The sequence below is a fragment of the Mesorhizobium sp. genome (assembly GCF_004962925.1).
Taxonomy (GTDB): Bacteria; Pseudomonadota; Alphaproteobacteria; order Rhizobiales; family Rhizobiaceae; genus Mesorhizobium.
The window spans coordinates 15,657-35,606 of the sequence record NZ_SUEO01000020.1 but is presented as its reverse complement, the minus strand read 5'-3'; the positions used below and the strand labels follow the sequence as shown (position 1 = coordinate 35,606).

18 protein-coding genes and 1 tRNA gene are annotated in these 19,950 nt (G+C 62.6%); 13 read left to right on the top strand and 6 right to left on the bottom strand.

The window, feature by feature from the left end; translation table 11 throughout:
* Positions 1-73: 73 nt before the first annotated feature.
* The 3 genes from scpA (at position 74) to E5W87_RS07150 (ending at position 2,877) form a co-directional block, all read left to right on the top strand.
* The gene (scpA, locus tag E5W87_RS07160) at positions 74-2,197 is read left to right on the top strand and encodes a methylmalonyl-CoA mutase (protein WP_292395327.1); all 2,124 of its coding nucleotides are present in this window, start codon (positions 74-76) and stop codon (positions 2,195-2,197) included.
* Positions 2,198-2,269: 72 nt separating this feature from the next.
* Positions 2,270-2,491: an AbrB/MazE/SpoVT family DNA-binding domain-containing protein gene (locus E5W87_RS07155; RefSeq protein ID WP_292395326.1), complete on the top strand. Its 222-nt coding sequence runs from the start codon at positions 2,270-2,272 to the stop codon at positions 2,489-2,491.
* Complete coding sequence (locus tag E5W87_RS07150) at positions 2,488-2,877, top strand: type II toxin-antitoxin system death-on-curing family toxin (RefSeq protein WP_292395323.1); 390 nt, start codon at positions 2,488-2,490, stop codon at positions 2,875-2,877. Before E5W87_RS07155 ends, E5W87_RS07150 begins: the two co-directional genes overlap by 4 nt.
* Here the strand turns inward: E5W87_RS07150 and E5W87_RS07145 are convergent.
* Positions 2,874-3,347, bottom strand: coding sequence for a GreA/GreB family elongation factor (locus tag E5W87_RS07145; protein ID WP_292395321.1), 474 nt, complete (start codon positions 3,345-3,347; stop codon positions 2,874-2,876). The genes E5W87_RS07150 and E5W87_RS07145 overlap by 4 nt on opposite strands.
* A 120-nt stretch (positions 3,348-3,467) precedes the next feature.
* Here E5W87_RS07145 and E5W87_RS07140 point away from each other — a divergent pair, with 120 nt between their 5' ends.
* The gene (locus tag E5W87_RS07140; protein ID WP_292395319.1) at positions 3,468-4,844 is read left to right on the top strand and encodes a TIGR03808 family TAT-translocated repetitive protein; all 1,377 of its coding nucleotides are present in this window, start codon (positions 3,468-3,470) and stop codon (positions 4,842-4,844) included.
* 10 nt (positions 4,845-4,854) lie between these two features.
* Here E5W87_RS07140 and E5W87_RS07135 read toward each other — a convergent pair whose 3' ends face one another.
* Together E5W87_RS07135 and E5W87_RS07130 are read right to left on the bottom strand one after the other, a co-directional pair.
* Positions 4,855-5,859, bottom strand: a complete 1,005-nt coding sequence (locus E5W87_RS07135) for an asparaginase (protein WP_292395317.1) — start codon at positions 5,857-5,859, stop codon at positions 4,855-4,857.
* Positions 5,860-5,988: 129 nt separating this feature from the next.
* Entirely contained in the window at positions 5,989-7,155 is a 1,167-nt protein-coding gene (locus E5W87_RS07130) for an acetyl-CoA acetyltransferase (RefSeq protein ID WP_292395315.1), read from the bottom strand.
* A gap of 223 nt (positions 7,156-7,378) precedes the next feature.
* Between E5W87_RS07130 and betI the strand changes: the two genes are divergently transcribed.
* From betI to betB, 4 genes are read left to right on the top strand one after another with little or no spacing between them, the layout of a single operon-like run.
* The gene (gene betI / locus E5W87_RS07125; RefSeq protein ID WP_292395312.1) at positions 7,379-7,969 is read left to right on the top strand and encodes a transcriptional regulator BetI; all 591 of its coding nucleotides are present in this window, start codon (positions 7,379-7,381) and stop codon (positions 7,967-7,969) included.
* The gene (gene betC / locus E5W87_RS07120) at positions 7,966-9,495 is read left to right on the top strand and encodes a choline-sulfatase (RefSeq protein WP_292395310.1); all 1,530 of its coding nucleotides are present in this window, start codon (positions 7,966-7,968) and stop codon (positions 9,493-9,495) included. Before betI ends, betC begins: the two co-directional genes overlap by 4 nt.
* Positions 9,496-9,540: 45 nt before the next feature.
* Positions 9,541-11,193, top strand: a complete 1,653-nt coding sequence (betA, locus tag E5W87_RS07115) for a choline dehydrogenase (protein ID WP_292395308.1) — start codon at positions 9,541-9,543, stop codon at positions 11,191-11,193.
* Positions 11,194-11,245: 52 nt separating this feature from the next.
* Positions 11,246-12,709 carry a betaine-aldehyde dehydrogenase gene (betB, locus tag E5W87_RS07110; protein WP_292395306.1) on the top strand — a complete coding sequence of 488 codons (1,464 nt, stop codon included), beginning with the start codon at positions 11,246-11,248 and terminating at the stop codon, positions 12,707-12,709.
* A gap of 183 nt (positions 12,710-12,892) precedes the next feature.
* Here the strand turns inward: betB and E5W87_RS07105 are convergent, their stop codons facing one another.
* Entirely contained in the window at positions 12,893-14,413 is a 1,521-nt protein-coding gene (locus tag E5W87_RS07105; protein WP_292395304.1) for a phosphomannomutase/phosphoglucomutase, read from the bottom strand.
* A gap of 204 nt (positions 14,414-14,617) precedes the next feature.
* On the opposite strand from E5W87_RS07105, the gene E5W87_RS07100 reads away from it, so the two are divergent.
* Positions 14,618-14,694 (top strand) — tRNA-Pro (locus E5W87_RS07100).
* Between the two features lie 46 nt (positions 14,695-14,740).
* Here the strand turns inward: E5W87_RS07100 and E5W87_RS36025 are convergent.
* Positions 14,741-14,908 (bottom strand): universal stress protein, encoded by a 168-nt coding sequence (locus tag E5W87_RS36025; protein WP_367118802.1) that lies wholly within the window; start codon positions 14,906-14,908, stop codon positions 14,741-14,743.
* 26 nt (positions 14,909-14,934) lie between these two features.
* Positions 14,935-15,675 (bottom strand): universal stress protein, encoded by a 741-nt coding sequence (locus E5W87_RS07095; RefSeq protein ID WP_367118801.1) that lies wholly within the window; start codon positions 15,673-15,675, stop codon positions 14,935-14,937.
* 314 nt (positions 15,676-15,989) lie between these two features.
* Here E5W87_RS07095 and E5W87_RS07090 point away from each other — a divergent pair, with 314 nt between their 5' ends.
* The 4 genes from E5W87_RS07090 to kdgD all read left to right on the top strand — a co-directional run bounded on the left by E5W87_RS07090 (position 15,990) and on the right by kdgD (position 19,893).
* Entirely contained in the window at positions 15,990-17,519 is a 1,530-nt protein-coding gene (locus E5W87_RS07090) for a bifunctional aminoglycoside phosphotransferase/ATP-binding protein (protein WP_292395350.1), read from the top strand.
* 32 nt (positions 17,520-17,551) lie between these two features.
* On the top strand, positions 17,552-18,001 hold the full coding sequence (gene trxC, locus E5W87_RS07085) for a thioredoxin TrxC (protein ID WP_292395302.1): 450 nt from the start codon (positions 17,552-17,554) through the stop codon (positions 17,999-18,001).
* Positions 18,002-18,171: 170 nt separating this feature from the next.
* A complete protein-coding gene (locus tag E5W87_RS07080; protein WP_292395300.1) occupies positions 18,172-18,924 on the top strand; it encodes a FadR/GntR family transcriptional regulator in 753 nt (250 codons plus the stop codon).
* Positions 18,925-18,987: 63 nt separating this feature from the next.
* On the top strand, positions 18,988-19,893 hold the full coding sequence (gene kdgD / locus E5W87_RS07075; protein WP_292395298.1) for a 5-dehydro-4-deoxyglucarate dehydratase: 906 nt from the start codon (positions 18,988-18,990) through the stop codon (positions 19,891-19,893).
* Positions 19,894-19,950 lie beyond the last annotated feature (57 nt).

Below are 19,950 nucleotides of genomic sequence, written 5' to 3'. Positions count from 1 at the left end.
CCTTCACCGAGGGCGTAGCGGTGTGCGAGCCGCTGTTTCCGGTCCGCATCGATCAATCGATCGGAGCAGCGTCATGATCCCGGATTTCAGCCAGATCGGCTGGTCGGCGCCGCGACGGGCGCCGATCGACGTCAAGGGCCGGCGGATGACGCCGGAAGGCTTGCCCATCAAGCATCTGTACAACCAGGGCGACCTCAAGGGATTGCCGCATCTCAACACTTATCCGGGCCTGCCGCCATTCGTGCGCGGCCCCTACCCGACCATGTATGTCCAGCACCCCTGGACGATCCGGCAATATGCCGGCTTCTCGACGGCGGAAGAGTCGAACGCCTTTTACCGGCGCAACCTTGCGGCCGGCCAGAAGGGGCTGTCGGTCGCCTTCGACCTCGCCACGCATCGCGGCTATGACAGCGATCATCCGCGTGTCGCCGGCGATGTCGGCATGGCCGGCGTCGCCATTGATTCCATCCTCGACATGCGCCAGCTCTTCGACGGCATTCCGCTTGACGAAATGACGGTGTCAATGACGATGAACGGCGCGGTGCTGCCCATCATGGCGCTCTACATTGTGGCGGCGGAAGAACAGGGGGTTGCGCAGAAGGATCTCGCCGGCACCATTCAGAACGACATTCTGAAAGAGTTCATGGTGCGCAACACCTACATCTATCCGCCAAAGCCTTCGATGCGGATCGTGTCGGACATCTTCTCCTACACATCGCAGCACATGCCGAAGTTCAATTCGATTTCGATCTCCGGCTATCACATGCAAGAGGCGGGTGCGACGGCCGACCTCGAGCTTGCCTATACGATTGCCGACGGCATCGAATATGCCCGCGCCGGGGTCGCCGCGGGTCTCGATATCGACCGGTTCGCGCCGCGGCTTTCGTTCTTCTGGGCGATCGGCATGAACTTCTTCATGGAAGTAGCCAAGCTGAGGGCAGCGCGCCTTTTGTGGTCGAGCCTGATGTTGAAGAACTTCTTGCCGAAGGACGAGCGCTCGCTGTCGCTGCGCACCCATTGCCAGACTTCGGGCTGGTCACTAACGGCGCAGGACCCTTACAACAACATCATCCGCACCATGATCGAGGCAATGGCGGCGACGCAGGGTCATACGCAATCGCTGCACACCAACTCCTTCGACGAGGCGATGGCACTGCCGACGGACCATTCGGCTCGCATCGCCCGCAACACGCAGCTGATCCTGCAAAGGGAATCCGGCACCACCCGCATCATCGACCCGTGGGGCGGCTCTGCCTATCTCGAACGGCTGACGCATGACCTGGCGGCGCGGGCGCTTGCCCATATCGAAGAGATCGAGAGTCTGGGCGGCATGGCCGCTGCAACCGAAAAAGGCATACCCAAGCTGCGCATCGAAGAGGCCGCCGCGCGCACGCAGGCACGGATCGACTCCGGTGAGCAGATACTGGTCGGCGTCAACGCCCACCGCCCCGGGACCGATATCGAGGTCGACGTGCTGAAGATCGACAACGCCGAAGTCAGAGCCCGGCAATTGTCGAAGCTGCAAAGGCTGAAAGGCACGCGCGACGTCGGCGCTGTCGAGAGCGCGCTGGATGCGCTGAGCCGCGCCGCGGAGGGCGGCGAAAATCTGCTGGAGTTCGCCATCCGCGCCGCGCGCGCCAACGCCACGGTCGGCGAGATTTCGCTGGCGCTGGAAAAGGTTTTCGGCCGCCATGTCGCCTCGGTCCAGACGATCTCCGGCATCTATCGCAAGGCGCTTGGCGACAATCCGGTGGTCGACCGGCTGCAGGACAAGATCGTGGCGTTCGAGGAGAAATCCGGCGGCAAGCCGCGCATTCTCGTCGCCAAAATGGGACAGGACGGCCATGACCGCGGCCAGAAGGTCATCGCCACCGCCTTTGCCGATCTCGGCTTCGACGTCACCGTGGGGCCGATGTTCCAGACGCCGGAAGAGATCGCCAGGCTCGCGGTCGAGCATGACGTGCATATCGTCGGCGCCTCCTCGCTGGCAGCGGGGCACCTGACGCTCATTCCCGAACTTAAGGGTGCGCTGAAGAAGCTCGGGCGCGACGGCATGCTGATCGTCGCCGGCGGCGTCATCCCGCCGCAGGATTACGATGCGGTGTTGCAGGCGGGTGCCGCGGAAATCTTCCCGCCGGGCACCGTCATCCCGGAAGCGGCGGAACGGCTGATCGATCGGTTGCTGCAAGCTGGGTGAACCAGTTATAATATCTGTTGTAACTGGGAGTGGATCGCGTTATAACTTGTGTTGCAACAGGGGTGCGGCGCTATGAACACGACCATCCGCAAGATCGGTAATTCGGAAGGTGTGATCCTGCCGAGGGAGCTTCTCGATCGTCTGAACCTGAAGGCTGGCGACCAGCTCCAAATCGTTGAAACAGGTGACGGCCTTACGCTGAAACCGGTGGACGATAGCTTCGAGCGGCAAATGAAAGCTGCCCGCGAGGTGATGGACAAATACAAAGTCGCGCTTCAGAAGCTCGCCGAATGAGCTGGCGATTCCTGAGCCGGCGCGCCGTGGAAGCGATGCACGCGGAGCAGTTGCGCCGGCATGGCGGCGCGCAGGGTTTGAGAGACGAGAATGCTCTTGAATCGGCGCTCGCCCGCGCCGAGAACAAGGCGAACTACGGTGATCCATCGATCGAGGATCTGGCTGCGGCCTATATCTTTGGCATCGCCAGAAATCATGCCTTTGTTGACAGCAACAAGCGCACGGCCATCGTCGCCGCCGGCGCGTTCCTGATTGTCAACGGCTATACGCTGACGGCCGACAACGGCACGATTTATGAATTCGTCATGGGCGTTGCCGCCGGCGAGATCGACGAGGCCGGTGCGGCGGCTTTCTTCCGCGATCATGTCGTCAGGATCGAGGACTAATTGTCGGAGAGCTTCACGATCTCCCATTCCTTGCCATTCACCACGGCAATTTCGCCGACCTTCTTGCCGAACAAGGCCAGGGCCATCGGTGAAACATGGGAAATTGTGCCCTTGGCCGGATCGGCTTCATCCTCGCCGACGATCTTCCAGTGTACCTTCCTGCCGTCATCGCCTTCCAGCGTGACGCCCATGCCGAAGCGAACCAGGTCGCTGCCCGGTTCCGGCAGGGAAAGCTCGGCGCTTTCACGCCGCGCGGTCCAGTAGCGCAGGTCGCGCGAGATGAGCGCGATGCGCTCGCGGTCGGCCCTCTTCTCCGCCCTGCCCAGGTCATCGCGCAGGACAGCCAGTTCGGCGTCGATCAGCGCCAAGCCGCGTTCCGTCACCAGATTGCGGTGATGGCTGATCGGCCGCTCACCGATACCGGCGATGGCGTTTTCGCTATCCTCTTCGCGCGTAAAGGCTCTGCTCATTAATGGAACTTATGCCTCGCGCGGCGACTTCACAAGCCATTGCCAGAAAACCGGACTGGAGCCGATCCGGCCTGGCACGATTCCTGCGGTGCGACGGCCGAACGCTGGGAATCTGTGCCGATGTTGAACAGACGAAAATTGCTTACGCAGACCGCCGGCTTTGCCGTCATGGGCCTCTCGCTCGGCAAGGCAGCGGCGGCCAGCCTTCCCGGCATCGACAATGCCTCGATGCGCGTCTCGATCAACGCTGCCGACCTCGGCGTGCGGCCCGGCGCGCTTGACGACCAGAGCAAAGCCTTCGCCAGGCTGCTGCGCGACGCAAACAACCGCGATATGCCGGTGTTCCTGCCGCCGGGCACCTATGTCGTATCCAACCTTTCGCTGCCCAGCCGTGTCAGACTTTCCGGCGTGCCGGGCGCATCACGGATCGTCTATGGCGGTAGCGGCCATCTGCTCATGGCCGAACAGGCCGAGCATATCGAACTCACCGGGCTGGTGTTCGACGGCACCAACCGCTGGACGGGCGACTACGCGCAAGGCCTGCTCGACCTGCGCCGCGTCGCTCACCTCGTCATCGACAATTGCCAGATATCAGGCAGCGGCAAGAACGGCCTGGCGCTCGAGCACGCTTCGGGCCGCATCGAGCGCTCGGAAATATCGGGGGCTGCCGACGCCGGCATCTATTCGGTCGAAGCCGCCGGCCTAGCGATATCAGGCAACACCGTGTCCGACTGCGCCAATGGCGGCATCCTCGTGCACCGCTGGGAAGCGGCCGAGGACGGCACGATCGTCAGCGGCAACCGCGTCGAGCGCATTCAGGCGCGCAGCGGCGGAACCGGCCAGAACGGCAACGGCATCAATGCGTTCCGCGCCGGCAACGTCGTCATCTCGGGCAATATCGTCTCGGATTGCGCGTTTTCGGCGATCCGCGCCAACAGCGCCAGCAATCTGCATATCACCGCCAACACCTGCTCGCGCTCGGGCGAGACCGCCGTGTATTCCGAATTCTCGTTCGAAGGGGCGATCGTCAGCAACAACATCGTCGATGGCGCCGCCAATGGCATCTCGATCGTCAACTTCAACGAAGGCGGCCGCATGGGTGTGTGTTCAGGAAACATCATTCGCAATCTCTCGACCAGCGGCCCCTACCCTGCCGATCCGCCCGGTTTCGGCATCGGTATCACCGTCGAGGCGGATACCACCGTCTCCGGCAACGTCGTCGAGAATGCGCCGCTCTATGGCATGCATATCGGCTGGGGGCCGTTCATGCGCAATGTGGTCGCGACGGGAAACATCGTCCGCAAGGCCGGAACCGGCATCGCCGTCACTGTGGTCGAGGGCGCCGGGACGGCGGTCATCTCCGACAACGTCATCGATGGCGCCCGAAACGGCGCGATCGTCGGCCACCGCTGGGCCGAGCCGGTGACCGGCGATCTCGCCTCATCGGGCAATGCTGGCTATGCGCATCTGACCATCGAACGCAATCACGTGAGCTGAATGCCCGGTCTCAGCTCAATGCGGCGGTGGGCCTGACAGCGCCAACCTTAGCGCCGATCCGGCTTTCGATGGGCGGATTTGCCTGTTCGATCAGTTTTGCCGCCAGCGCCTTATCCGCGTGCAGGAGCTTGGCCAGCACGGCGGCGACCATGACTTCCGCCGCACGGCCGGCGCCATCATCGCATTTGAGCGCAATGCCAAGGCCAAGCTCCGGCAATGCGGCGCAATAGACGCCTTCAGCTCCGGTTTTGACGAAAATCCTGCCGGGTGCGGCCGCCATCAGCGCAACATCGGCCCTGCCGGTGCCGGCGACCAGAAAGGGCTCGGCCATGCAGGCGGAAAGCAGCCGCTTTGCGGCCTTGGCGCGCATGGGTTCAAAGCCGACACCGGTCGCCATGCGGGCAAAGCCGAGCGCGAAGCTGCGCAGCGGCACGGCGTAGGTCGGGATCGAGCAGCCGTCGGTGCCGCAATGATCGATGTCATGGGCGGCCCCGGTCACCGCTTGCATCGCATCGCGCACCATCTCCTGCAAGGCATGGCCTGATTTGACATAGCCGCGATGGGCGATGCCGGCGTGAACGCAGGTGCAGAGGAAGCCCGCATGCTTGCCTGAGCAATTGTTGTGCAGCGCGTTCGGCAAGGTGCCGGCGCTGGCCAGCGCAACCGTCGCGTCGTGGCTGGACGGCCAATGCGCGCCGCATTCCAGCGCGGTCTCGTCCAGACCTGCTTTCGCCAGCATCGCCCGTGCCAGTTCGACATGCGCCGGTTCGCCGGAATGCGAAGCGCAGGCTAGCGCCAATTCCCGGTCGCCGAAACCATACGCATCGGCGGCACCGCTTTCGACCAGCGGCAGCGCCTGGATCGCCTTGACCGCCGAGCGCGGGAACACCGGGCGGGCCGTATCGCCGATTTCCCAGACCGATGTGCCGTCGGCATCGAAAACCGCAATGGCGCCACGATGCGCGCTCTCGACCACCGCGCCGCGCAAAACTTCGACCAGAACCGGATTTGTCATGATTTCCCCGCTAACGCATGACCTCGAAATCGGAACCGATTTTCGAACAGGGTCATGCGTAAAATCAAAGTGTTACAGCGTCCTTTACGCGCCCTAACGGGGCGCGAGGCGCTGTAATGCGGGCCGCTTTTATCTGATCCGGTCGAGAATGGAAACGTAGTTGGCGACGGCAGCACCGCCCATGTTGAAGATGCCGCCGAGCTTTGCTCCCGGCACCTGGATGCCGCCGGCTTCACCGACGAGCTGCATGGCACTCAGCACGTGCATCGAGACGCCAGTGGCGCCGATCGGATGACCCTTGGCCTTCAGCCCGCCGGACGGATTGACCGGCAGCCGGCCATCCTTCGCCGTCTCGCCATCCAGCGCCAGTTTTGCGCCCTCACCCGGTTTCGCCAGGCCCATCGCCTCATATTCGATCAACTCGGCGATGGTGAAGCAGTCATGCGTCTCGACGAAGGACAGATCATCGAGCGTCACGCCGGCCTTCTTCAGCGCCTGGTTCCACGCATGCTCGCAGCCTTCGAAGGCCAGGATGTCGCGCTTCGACATCGGCAGGAAATCCTGCACATGCTCGTTGGCGCGGAAGGCGACCGCGCGGCGCATCTTCAGCGCCGTCGCCGTGTCGGCAAGAACAAGCGCGGCGGCGCCATCCGAGACCAGCGAACAGTCGGTGCGTTTCAGAGGGCCGGCAACGAATGGGTTCTTCTCGCTCTCGTGCCGGCAAAACTCATAGCCGAAATCCTTGCGCATCTGCGCATAGGGATTGTCGACGCCATTCCTGTGGTTCTTGGCGGCGATCATCGCCAGCGCGTCCGACTGATCGCCATAGCGCTGGAAATAGGCTTGCGCGATCTTGCCGAAAACACCGGCGAAGCCTGCCGGCGTGTCGCCCTCCTCGGGCAGATACGAGGCTTTGAGAAGGTTCTTGCCGATTTCTGGACCTGATGTCGTCGTCATCTGCTCGGCGCCGACCACCAGCACGATGCGGGCCGCATTGGCGTCTATGGCGCGGATGCCTTGCCTGACCGCCGCCGAGCCGGTGGCGCAGGCGTTCTCGACGCGCGTCGCCGGCTTGAAGCGCAGCCGATCGTCGGCCTGCAGCACCAGGCTTGCGGTGAAATCCTGTGCGGAAAAGCCGGCGTTGAAGTGGCCAAGCACGATCTCGTCGACCTCGTCCGGACCGATGCCGGCATGATCGAGCGCCTCGGTTGCAACCTTGGTGATCAGGCCCTCCAGCGTCTCGCCTTCGAGCTTGCCGAAGCGCGAATGCGCCCAGCCGACGATGCATGCTGTCATGGCAATCTCCATCCTGCGAGCCTCGCAACGCGACGTCGCGCGCGCGCCTCAGCATTGTTCAAGTATGAACTGTTCCGCCGACTTCGTGAAGGGGCCAGAACCACACAATCGCTTGATCTTGATATCTGGTTATAGCGCCTGACCTTTGCCACAAAATCAGGTAGGATTTTTGTTGATTGATCCGTCAATAAAAAATAACCTTGCCACAAAGACCGGAGCAAGGATGCCTAAACTTGGAATGGAACCGTTGCGCCGCAGAGCGCTGATCGATGCGACGATTTCAGCGATCGGCGAGCGCGGTTCGCTTGACGTGACGATGTCGGAAATCGCCGGGCGCGCCGGCGTGTCCTCGGCGCTTGCCCATCACTATTTTGGCGCCAAGGACGAACTTCTGCTGGCGACGATGCGGCACATCCTGGCCGAGCTGACCGCCGACATGCGGCGCGCGCTTCGATCGACCAGCACGGCACGCGAACGCGTTTCGGCGGTAGTCGCCGTCAACTTCTCCGACATCCAGTTCCAGCCGGAGACGATTGCAGCCTGGCTCGCTTTCTATGTCGAGGCGCAGAAATCGGCAGCGCTCCGCCGGTTGCTCAAGGTCTATGCGCGGCGCCTGCATTCCAATCTGTTGAGCGGGCTGACAGGCATCCTGCCGAGAAGCGAAGCCGACCGCGTCGCCGAGGCGACCGCTGCGCTGATCGACGGGCTGTACATCAGGCGCGCGCTGAAGGACGGCGTCCCCAATGCCACGACCGCGATCGCACTGATCGAGGATTATCTCGAGACCAAACTCAGCCGGCGGAGCGCGCAGTGACGTCCAATCGACCCAATTTCCTGATCGTCATGGTCGATCAGCTCAACGGGACATTGTTCCCGGATGGACCGGCGGACTTCCTGCACGCGCCGCATCTGAAGCTGCTGGCGGCACACGCGACGCGCTTCAAGAACAACTACACCGCGTCGCCGCTCTGCGCACCGGGCCGGGCAGCGTTTATGAGCGGCCAGTTGCCGTCACGCACCGAGGTCTACGACAACGCCGCCGAATTCGTCTCGTCGATCCCGACCTACGCGCATCATCTGCGCGCCGCCGGTTATCATACTTGCCTGTCCGGCAAGATGCATTTCGTCGGGCCGGACCAGTTGCATGGTTTCGAGGAGCGGTTGACGACCGACATCTATCCGGCCGATTTCGGCTGGACACCGGACTATCGCAAGCCCGGTGAGCGGATCGACTGGTGGTATCACAATCTCGGCTCGGTGGCCGGCGCCGGTGTCGCCGAGATCACCAACCAGATGGAGTATGACGACGAGGTCGCCTTCCACGCGGTGCAGAAGCTCTATGATTTCGCCCGCGTCACCGATGACGCTTCGCGCCGGCCCTGGTGCCTGACGGTTTCTTTCACCCATCCGCACGACCCCTATGTCACCCGGCGGCGCTATTGGGATCTCTATGAGGACTGCCCGGCGCTTGAGCCCGAGGTGGCCTTCATTCCCTACGACAAGCAGGATCCGCATTCGCAGCGGCTCTACCGGGCGAGCGACTACGACAGCTTCGAGATCACGCCGGAGCAGATCCGCCGCGCGCGGCGCGGCTATTTCGCCAACATCTCCTATCTCGACGACAAGGTCGGCGAGTTGCTGTCGGTGCTGCAACGCACGCGGATGCTCGACGACACGATCATCCTGTTCTGCTCGGATCACGGCGACATGCTCGGCGAGCGCGGCCTGTGGTTCAAGATGTGCTTTTTCGACGGCTCGGCGCGGGTGCCGTTGATGATCGCCGGCAAGGGCATACACGCCGGGCTGATCGAGACCCCAGTCTGCAATCTCGATGTCACGCCGACGCTTTGCGACCTCGCCGGCATCGACATGAGCGCGATTGCGCCATGGACCGACGGCCAGTCGCTGCTGCCGCTGCTCGACGGCAAGGAGCGCACCGCGCCGGTGCTGATGGAATATGCGGCGGAAGGCTCCAACGCGCCGATGGTGGCGATCCGCGAGGGTCGCTACAAATTCATCCATTGCGAGATCGATCCGCCGCAACTGTTTGATCTTGAATCCGATCCGCGGGAACTGACCAATCTCGCCACCGACCCGACACATGCGCCCTTGCTGGCTGCTTTCACCGAAAAGGTCCGGGCGCGCTGGGACATGGCCGCCTTCGACGCCGCCGTCCGCGCCAGCCAGGCGCGCCGCTGGGTGGTCTATCCGGCGCTCCGCAACGGCACTCACTACCCCTGGGAATTCCAGCCGCTGCAGAAGGCTTCGGAACGCTACATGCGCAACCACATGAACCTTGACCTGCTCGAAGAGCAGAAACGCTTTCCGAGAGGTGAATGATGGCACTTGTTCCCCCGCTCACCGATTTCGTGGCGCATATGAACCATGCTTGAGGCCGATTTCGTCATCATCGGCTCCGGCTCGGCCGGCTCGGCCATGGCCTACCGGCTGTCGGAGGACGGCAAGCATTCGGTGATCGTCATCGAGTTCGGCGGCAGCGATGTCGGGCCGCTGATCCAGATGCCGTCGGCGCTGTCGATCCCGCTCAATATGAGCCTCTACGACTGGGGCTTTGCCTGCGAGCCGGAGCCGCATCTCGGCGGCCGCGTGCTGGCGACGCCGCGCGGCAAGGTCATTGGCGGCTCGTCCTCGATCAACGGCATGGTCTATGTGCGCGGCCACGCCCGCGATTTCGACCATTGGGCCGAACAGGGCGCGACTGGCTGGGGGTTTGCCGACGTGCTCCCCTACTTCAAGCGCATGGAGGACAGCAATGGCGGCGAGAATGGCTGGCGCGGCCACGGCGGCCCGCTGTCCGTGCAGCGCGGCTCAGGGACGAACCCACTCTACGGTGCTTTCGTCGAAGCAGGCCGTCAGGCCGGCTTCGAGCTGACCGACGACTATAACGGCGCGAAGCAGGAAGGCTTTGGGCCGATGGAGCAGACCATTCGCGGCGGCCGCCGCTGGTCGGCGGCGAGCGCCTATCTCAGGCCGGCGTTGAGGCGGAAAAATGTAAGCTTGGTCAAGGGCTTCGCCCGGCGGGTGATCATCGAGAACCAACGCGCCACCGGGGTCGAGATCGAAACGCGCAAACGGATTCAGGTGATCAAGGCGCGACGTGAAGTGATCGTTGCCGCCTCCTCGATCAATTCGCCCAAGATCCTGATGCTGTCCGGCATCGGCCCGGCCGAGCATCTCAGGGAGTACGGCATTCCAGTGGTCGCTAACCGGCCCGGCGTCGGCCGCAATCTGCAGGACCATATGGAACTCTATATCCAGCAGGAATCGACGCAGCCGATCACGCTGAATTCGGTGCTGAACCCCTTCTCCAAGGCGATGATCGGCGCGCAATGGCTGTTCTTCAAGTCGGGTCTCGGCGCGACCAACCATTTCGAAGCGGCGGCCTTCGTGCGCTCGCGCGCCGGCGTCGACTATCCCGATATCCAATATCATTTCATCCCGGCGGCGGTTCGCTATGACGGCAAGGCGGCGGCGAAGGCACACGGTTTCCAGGCGCATGTCGGGCCGATGCGATCGAAGTCGCGCGGTTCTGTCAAGCTGCGCTCGCCCGATCCCAAATCGAAGCCGGTGATCCGCTTCAACTATATGTCGCATCCGGACGACTGGACCGAGTTCCGCCACTGCATCCGGCTGACGCGCGAGATCTTCGGCCAGTCTGCATTCGATCTCTATCGCGGCGAGGAGCTCTCGCCGGGCTCGCACGTGCAGTCGGATGAGGATCTCGATGCCTTCATCCGCGACCATGCGGAAAGCGCCTACCACCCTTGCGGCACCTGCAAGATGGGTCGCACCGATGATCCGATGAGCGTCGTCGATCCGGAATGCCGTGTCATCGGTGTCGAAGGGCTGCGGGTCGCCGATTCCTCGATCTTCCCGCGCGTCACCAACGGCAATCTCAACGCGCCGTCGATCATGACCGGCGAGAAGGCCGCCGACCACATTCTTGGCCGCACGCCGCTGGCGCCGTCCAACCAGGAACCATGGATCAATCCGCGCTGGCAGGTGTCGGACAGATAGGCCATGATCCGGCGGACTGCTCCGCTCTAGCGAAGACGATTGGAGAACAGCTATGCGCGCCCAGCCAACGGCATCGCACTATGTCAACGGACGCTACATCGACGACGAGCAGGGTGCGCCACTGCCGGTCATCTATCCGGCAACGGGCGAGACGATCGCGATGTTGCGTTCGGCGACGCCAAACGTGCTGGAACTCGCGATCGAAGCAGCGCGTGCAGCACAACCGGCCTGGGCGCGGCTGAAGCCGGTCGAGCGTGGACGCATCCTGCGCCGCGCCGCCGACATATTGCGGGCGCGCAACGCTGATCTGGCGCGCATCGAGACGCTGGATACAGGCAAGGCGATCCAGGAGACGCTGGTGGCGGATGCGCCGTCGGCCGCGGATTGCCTCGAATATTTCGGCGGCGCGGTCGCTGCCTATAATGGCGAGTCCTTCGATCTCGGCGGACCCTTTGCCTATACAAGGCGTGAGGCGCTGGGCGTCTGCGTCGGCATCGGTGCCTGGAACTATCCGATCCAGATCGCCGGCTGGAAATCGGCACCGGCACTCGCCATGGGCAACGCCATGGTGTTCAAGCCGTCGGAGAACACGCCGCTATCGGCGCTGGCGCTCGCCGAAATCTACACCGAGGCCGGCTTGCCCGACGGGCTGTTCAACGTCGTGCAAGGCTATGGCGATGTCGGCGCCGGCCTCGTCGGGCACGATGTCGTCGCCAAGGTCTCGGTAACCGGCTCGGTACCGACCGGCCGCAAGGTGCTGTCGCTCGCCGGTTCGAAGATGAAGCATGCCACCATGGAACTTGGCGGCAAGTCGCCGCTGATTGTCTTCGACGATGCCGATCTCGAAAACGCCATTGGAGGCGCCATGCTCGGCAATTTCTATTCGACCGGCCAGATCTGCTCCAACGGCACGCGGGTGTTCGTGCAGAAGGGCATCCACGACCGTTTCGTCGAACGTCTGGTCGAGCGGACCAAGAAGATCCGCATCGGCGATCCGCTTGACCAGGAGACGCAGATGGGGCCGCTTGTCTCCAAGGCCCAGCACGAGAAGGTCATCGGCTATATCGAGGCCGGCAAGCAGGATGGCGCCGTGCTCGCCTGCGGCGGCAATGTGCCGTCGCTACAGGGTTTCCAGGGTGGCTTCTTCGTCGAGCCGACGGTCTTCACCGGCGTCACCGACACGATGCGGATCGCGCGCGAGGAGATTTTCGGGCCGGTCATGAGCGTGCTGAAATTCGACAGTGAGGACGAGGTGATCGACCGCGCAAACGACACCGAATTCGGCCTTGCCGCGGGTGTCTTCACGCGCGACCTGCCGCGTGCCCACCGCGTCATCGCCGAGCTGCAGGCCGGCACCTGCTGGATCAACGCCTACAATCTGACGCCGGTCGAAATCCCGTTCGGCGGCTTCAAGCAGTCCGGTATCGGCCGCGAGAATTCGCTTGCCGCGCTGGCGCTCTATTCGCAGCTGAAGTCGGTCTATGTCGAGACCGGCGATGTGGCGAGCCCGTATTGAGGCTCGGAGGTCCGCTGGCACAGTTTTGCTGACTGGGCGCAGAAGTTCGACTGGAACGCTCTTGAGCAGGCATCTTAAGCCCGCCTAAGTTTCCCCGCTTGCGATGAAGTCCGGCGGAAGCGGATCAGCGACAAGCTGGACCGCTTCCCTTGCATGACACTCTCGCCCTGGATGCGATGAGGCCTAGAAGGTCTGGTTATAAGCGCCGACTTCCGGGCTGCGGCGCAGCACCCCATCGACGCCCTCGAACATCTCTCGGCGCCGCTCCGACGATACCGGGCTCTCCACCACCACGACAAGCTCCGGCTTGTTCGACGACGCCCGCACCAGGCCCCAGGTGCCGTCCTCGGCAACGACGCGAACGCCATTGACGGTGATCAGTTCGGCGATCTTCTGGCCGGCGAAGATGGCGCCGTCCTGCTTCATGGCCTGGAAATCAGAAACGACCCGCTCGACCACGCCGTATTTCAGCTCGTCGGCACAGTGCGGCGACATGGTCGGCGTGCCGAAGGTCAGCGGCAGGGCGCGATAGAGATCGGCCATGCTGCAACCCGGGCTGCGATCCAGCATCTGGCAGATGGCGATGGCTGTGATGAGACCATCGTCATAGCCGCGCCCGATCGGTGGATTGAAGAAGAAATGACCGGATTTTTCGAAACCGGCGATAGCGCCAAGCTCGGCCACGCGGCGTTTTATGTAGGAGTGGCCGGTCTTCCAATAGTCGGTAACGGCGCCATCGGCGCGCAGCGCGGCGTCGGTATTGAACAATCCTGTCGACTTGACGTCGACGACGAAGGTCGAGCCGGGGTGCAGTCGCGCGATGTCGCGCGCGAGCATGACACCGACCTTGTCGGCGAAGATCTCGTTGCCTGCATTGTCGACCACGCCGCAGCGGTCGCCATCGCCGTCGAAGCCAAGCCCGACATCGGCTCCCGTTTCCAGCACCTTGTCGCGGATCGCGTGCAGCATCTTCATATCTTCGGGATTGGGATTGTAGTTCGGAAACGTATGGTCGAGCTCGACATCGAGCGGGATCACCTCGCAGCCGATCCGCTCCAGCGCCTCGGGCGCGAAGGCGCCGGCAGTGCCGTTGCCGCAGGCGGCGACCACCTTGAGCTTTCGCAATATGCGTTTCCCAACGGTCAGGTCGTCCAGATAGGTTTTGCGGAAATCCGCGACGAAGTCATAGGAGCCGCCGCCGACGAGGTCGAAGTCGCCCGCAAGCACGATCGTCTTCAATGCGGTCATTTCCTCCGGACCGAAGGTCAGGGGACGCGCCGCCCCCATCTTGACGCCGCTCCAGCCGTTTTCATTGTGCGAGGCGGTGACCATGGCGACGGATGGCGTATCGAGCGCGAACTGGGCGAAATAGGCCATCGGCGACAGCGCCAGCCCGATATCCCTAACCCGCGCGCCGGCGGCCATCAGCCCGGAAACCAGCGCCAGCTTGATCGCAAGCGAATAGGAACGGAAATCATGCCCGGTCACGATATCCGGCCCGGCGCCCAGGCGCCGGATCAGCGTGCCGAGCCCCATGCCGAGCGCCTGGACACCGATCAGGTTGAGCTCCGGCGGCTCCGCAGAGCCCGGATGACCGAACCACCAACGCGCATCATATTCACGAAAGCCGGACGCCTTGATCAGCGCCGAGGTTTCAAACTCAAAGGTGTTGGGACGGGCTTCGCTAACGATCTTCAGGGGCAAGACAGCAACTCCAAGCGGCTGGAATCAGAGTGGTTTCAACGCAGGTGGCCGATGCCTATAACACGAGCCTTTAAGCCGTGTTTATCCCCCAGGAAACTGAAACCTATATGACGTTAAGGCGAAAGCGGAAGAAATGCGACAGAAGTGCTGCCATTGGCGCTTGCAGGAACGAAGTGCGGCGGCTATAAGCCCGCGGTCTGGTCACGGAGTGTAGCGCAGCCTGGTAGCGCACATCGTTCGGGACGATGGGGTCGCAGGTTCAAATCCTGCCACTCCGACCAGAAAAACAAACACTTAGCGTTTCCCGAGATCGCCCTGGCCGGCGGACTACCGCGCCATAAGGATCGGCATCGGCGGATCTTCAAGCATCGAGATGGTGACGCCGCCGAAGATGCGCTCGCGCAGCCGGGAATGACCATAGGCGCCCATCACCATCAGGTCGGCGGCGATGTCGACCGCGTGCCTGCGAAGCACGTCGACGACTGAATGGTTCAAGCTGGGCAGCCGGTCGACCGTTACATTCACGCCGTGCCGCGCGAGATAGGCAGCGGCGTCGGCTCCAGGCTCCGCCCCATGGTGTATTCGTCCTCCACCGGATCGACCATGACAAGGTGCACCTCATCGGCGCCTGCCAGCATGTCGAGGGATTCGCGGACGGCACGCGATGATTCCAGACGGGCGTCCCAGGCAATCAGCACGCATTTCGGCTTGAGTGTCGGCCGGGATCCTTCGGGGATTAACAGCAAAGGCTTTCCCGAAGAAAACAATCCGCCATCGATCACTTTGTTTTTCAGCGTTTCGCCGGCAAGCAACTCCGGTCCAACAACCGTAATGTCGGCGTAGCGGGCACGGCGGCCGATGGTTTCGTCGGCCCAGCCGGCTTCCAGATATTCGCTGGAGACATCGGCCGAAAGCGCCCTGCCGGCGAGAAGAGCCGACACGGCAGCGGTTCGCTTCTTCAACAGATTCTCGTCGGCCTGACGCGCCTTGAGCCAGGCTTCTGAAACCACCGCAGCATACTCTCCGACTGGTGGCGGTGCAGCAATGGCAATGACAAGAACAGCAAGATGCGCGCCGATTTCGTCGCACAGGTCGGCGGCGAGTTTGAGATCGTCGTCCCCCTTGTTCGGTCCCATAACGGTAAATATCGTCCTGAAAGCCATGGCGGCTGCTCCCGATTTTGCCTCAAAGTCCAATCGTCGTAATAGCGAGACGGCTCGGCGCGTTCCTTGCGCTGAGTCAAGAACGTCGCCGCGCATCATTTGATCCGTGTGATCCGTATCAACGTGCCCGCGTGCCGACGCCAATACGCTTCAGACCGTGCCGGAACACGGCGATCGCGACATGCCGTTGTGGGGCCGCCAATTTCTTCCGACGGACGCCAACAAATATGGCCGAACGCCGGAGAGATCGTACTAGGGAACGCATCCGTGACCTGGCCGGTTATATCCAGACGCTGCCGCAGTAAGGGCCCGATGGCGCGGAATTTCAGCGACCACGCTCGTCGGATTCCAATGGTTGGATACAGACAAAGAGGCATCCGATGATCGTCGAAGATCAGGAATCCGTGGCCGCGATGTTGATGGACCCTGCCGCATATGGCGAGACCGGGCCGGTCGAAGCGATCGAAACCCACATCTCGCGTATCTTCCTGGTTGGTCAGCGCGCTTACAAGATCAAGCGAGCCGTCAAGCTGCCCTATGTCGACTTCTCGACCCCGGTGCTGCGGCTCGCCGCTTGCGAGAACGAGGTGGAGCTCAACTCCAAGACCGCGCCCGGCCTCTATCTGGGTGTGCGGCGCATCACGCGAGAGACCGACGGCAAGCTCGCCTTCGACGGAAGCGGCAAACTGGTCGATGCGGCAATCGAGATGGTCCGCTTCGATCAGTCGAAGCTGCTCGATCGAATGGCAGTCGGTGGCGAACTGACGCCTGCGCTGATGACGGCGGTCGCGCGCATGATCGTGCGCTATCATCGCGGCGCGCCGGAGATCCACAACGGCAGTGGATTCTCGAACCTGGCAGGCGTGCTCGACATCAACGAAGCCGGCTTTGCCACCAGCAATGCTTTCGAGAAAGCCGAGATCAAGGCATTCACCGGGATCTTCCGCGCGGCCCTCGCCCGTCATCGCGAACTGCTCGACCGGCGGGAAGCGGCAGGCAAGATCCGGCGCTGCCATGGCGATCTGCATCTGCGCAACATCTGTCTCTTCGACGGAGAGCCCCGCCTCTTCGATTGCATCGAATTCAATGACCAGATCGCCAGCATCGATGTGCTTTACGATCTGGCCTTCCTGCTGATGGACCTCTGGCACCGCGGCTTTCCCGAACTTGCCAACTTGGTGGCGAACCGCTACCTCGACGAAGCAGACGACGAGGACGGCTTCATCCTCCTGCCGTTTTTCATGGCAGTGCGGGCTGCCGTTCGTGCGCATATCACCGCAACCCAGATCGAGGAAGGCAGTGCCGATTCCGACAGGCTGATTACCGAGGCCAGATCCTATTTCGAGCTCGCCCGAACACTTCTCCAGCCAAGGTCTCCTCGGCTGATCGCCATCGGCGGCCTGAGTGGTTCCGGCAAGACGGCCGTTGCCGAGGCACTCGCCGCACATGTCGGCGTGCCGCCCGGCGCGCGCATTGTCGAAAGCGACCGCATCCGCAAAGCCATGCATGGGGTGCCGGCCGAGACGAAGCTGCCGGACAGGGCCTATCGACCTGAAGTGTCCGACCGCGTCTACCGCGAAATGACATGGCGCGCCGACTTGATCCTTTCCGAAGGCGGTTCGGTGGTCGCCGATGCCGTCTTTGACAGGCCGGCCGATCGCGACCGCATCGAGAAGGCGGCAAATGGCAGAGACGTTGCTTTCGCCGGATTCTGGCTGGAGGCGGATCCGCTTGTTCTTTGGCGACGGGTAAGCGAGCGCAGCGGCGGTCCTTCCGACGCCACCATCGACATCCTTTCACGGCAATTGCAGCGAAATGCCACCCCGTCCACCTGGCGCAAGGTCGACGCCGATCGAAAGCTCGCCGACATCGCCGCAGAGTTGGCGAGCTTCTCGGATGCGGCGGCTTCTGCGCAGGGTGCTTCGCTCAGGACGGCATCCTGACGGCGGCGATCGACTTCAGCAGGTGAATGGCCATGGCGAAGGAAAATCTGGTGGTTTGCGGCAAATGCGGCGGGGTCAATCGCCTGCCGCCGTCGCGCAATGCCAGGGACGCGAAATGCGGAAAGTGCGGCTCCAAGCTGTTCTCGGGTCATCCCGAAGACGTCGACGCACAGACTTTCGATCGCCAGGTCACGCGAAGCAGCGTCCCCGTCGTCGTCGACATCTGGGCACCGTGGTGCGGCCCCTGCAAGATGATGGCGCCGGCATATGAAGCGGCAGCAAGCGAGCTGGAGCCGCATGTTCGCCTGATCAAGCTCAATTCCGACAATGAGCAAGCCGTTGCGGCCAAGCTCGGCATTCGCAGCATCCCGACCATGATCCTCTTCCGTGGCGGACATGAGATAGGGCGCACATCCGGCGCGATGACGGCGGGGCAGATCGTCAGGTGGGTCCGCGACCACCTGCCAACGGCCGCAGCCTGAAAGCCGCCATGCCGTGGATTCGCTCATCGCCGTGGCCGCATCATGCGCAGAAGCCATACGATGACCTTATGGCATTCGCCTTGACGCGACTAATTTTCATATGATGACCTCGCTTTTGCCTTGCGCCGGGAGTATGCAATGTCTCGACCCGGCAAAAGTTTGGAGGACCCATGCAGCAGGTCGAACATCGAACGTCCCGCAGGTCGTTCGTTTCTCAGGTTGCAGATGCGCTGCGCGGGCAGATCGAAGCCGGCTTCTATGCGCCTGGTGACAAACTGCCGACAGAACCTGCGCTGATTGACCGGTTCGGGTTCAGCCGCACTGTGGTCCGAGAGGCCATTGCCGCCCTTCGCGCCGACGGGCTGGTGGAATCGCGACAAGGCGCCGGCGTCTTCGTTCTCGGCCCTAAACCTGTCGATGAGGGATTGAAGCTCTTCACCGACGAAACGAACAAGATCTCGGATATCATCGAAGAGCTCGAGCTGCGCATCGGCATCGAAGTCGAGGCAGCGGGCCTTGCCGCAGCCCGCAGTTCGCCGGCGCAGGAGGCCGAAATCGAGGCCCAGGTCGAAAGGTTCGCCGATCTCATGGCGCAAGGGCAACCTACCGACGAGGCGGACTTCCAGTTCCACATGGCGATTGCCACCGCAACGAACAACGCCAGATTCAAGGCATTCCTCGAACATGTCGGCCGGCGGATGATCCCGCGGGTGAAGTTCAAGACGATGATGGGCGGCGTCGATCCCTTGCCCAATCGCGACCATCCGATTCTGGAAGAGCATAGGGAAATCGCAGATGCGATTCTCGCCCGCGACCCGGAAAAGGCGCGTGAGGCGATGCGCCGCCATCTGGTGACGGGGATAAAGCGCTATCGCGCGCTGACCGTCCGGCGCTCGATCAACCAGGACAAGACAGGCGGTTGACTCGTCCTGATACTCATCATATGAATCTGGATGACATCATATTAATTTGTGGGATGAGTTCCTTTGTCGCCAGATGAAATCAAGTCGCGTGTCGCTTCAGGGCTGCTGTCGTTTCCGGTCACACATTTCAACGAGGATTTCAGCCTCAATCTCGAAAGCTATCGCGCGCACGTGGCATGGCTCTCGGGGTTCGGTGCCGCTGCCCTGTTCGCGGCCGGCGGCACGGGCGAATTCTTCTCCCTGTCGCCGGAAGAGGTCGCCGACGTTACCCGTGCGGCCAAGGATGCCTCGGGAGACGTGCCCATCATCGCCGGCTGTGGCTACGGCACGGCGCTCGCCACGGAAATTGCTCGCCGCGCCGAGGCTGCGGGAGCCGACGGTCTTTTGCTTTTGCCTCATTATCTGATGGAAGCCTCCCAAGAGGGGATATTCCGGCACGTCAAAGCCGTGTGCGAATCCACCGGCCTCGGCGTCATCATCTACAACCGTGCGAACTCGGTCGCCAATGCCGACACGGTTGCTCGCCTTGCCGACGCCTGCCCAAACCTCATCGGTTTCAAGGACGGCACAGGCAAGATCGATCTTGTCCGCCACGTCACCGCCAAACTTGGCGATCGGCTCTGCTACATCGGTGGCATGCCCACGCATGAGCTCTTTGCCGAAGGCTTCAACGGCGCCGGCGTGACGACTTATTCCTCCGCGGTCTTCAACTTCGTGCCGGAATTGGCACAGCGCTTCTACAGGGCCATGCGGATCGGCGATCGCGCTGCAATGGAAGAAATCCTGCACAGCTTCTTCTTCCCCTTCGCGGCTTTGCGCGATCGCGAACAGGGCTATCCAGTTTCGATCATCAAGGCAGGCGTCGAACTCATAGGACGGACGCCCGGCCCGCTTCGTCCGCCGCTGACGGATCTGAAGCCGCAGGAAAAAGACATGCTGCGCGGACTGATCGAGAGGATCGCCGCCTAGTCGCCGGGAGATCGGCAAATTGTCGGACGACGGGACGAGGAGGTTCGTCCGTCGCCC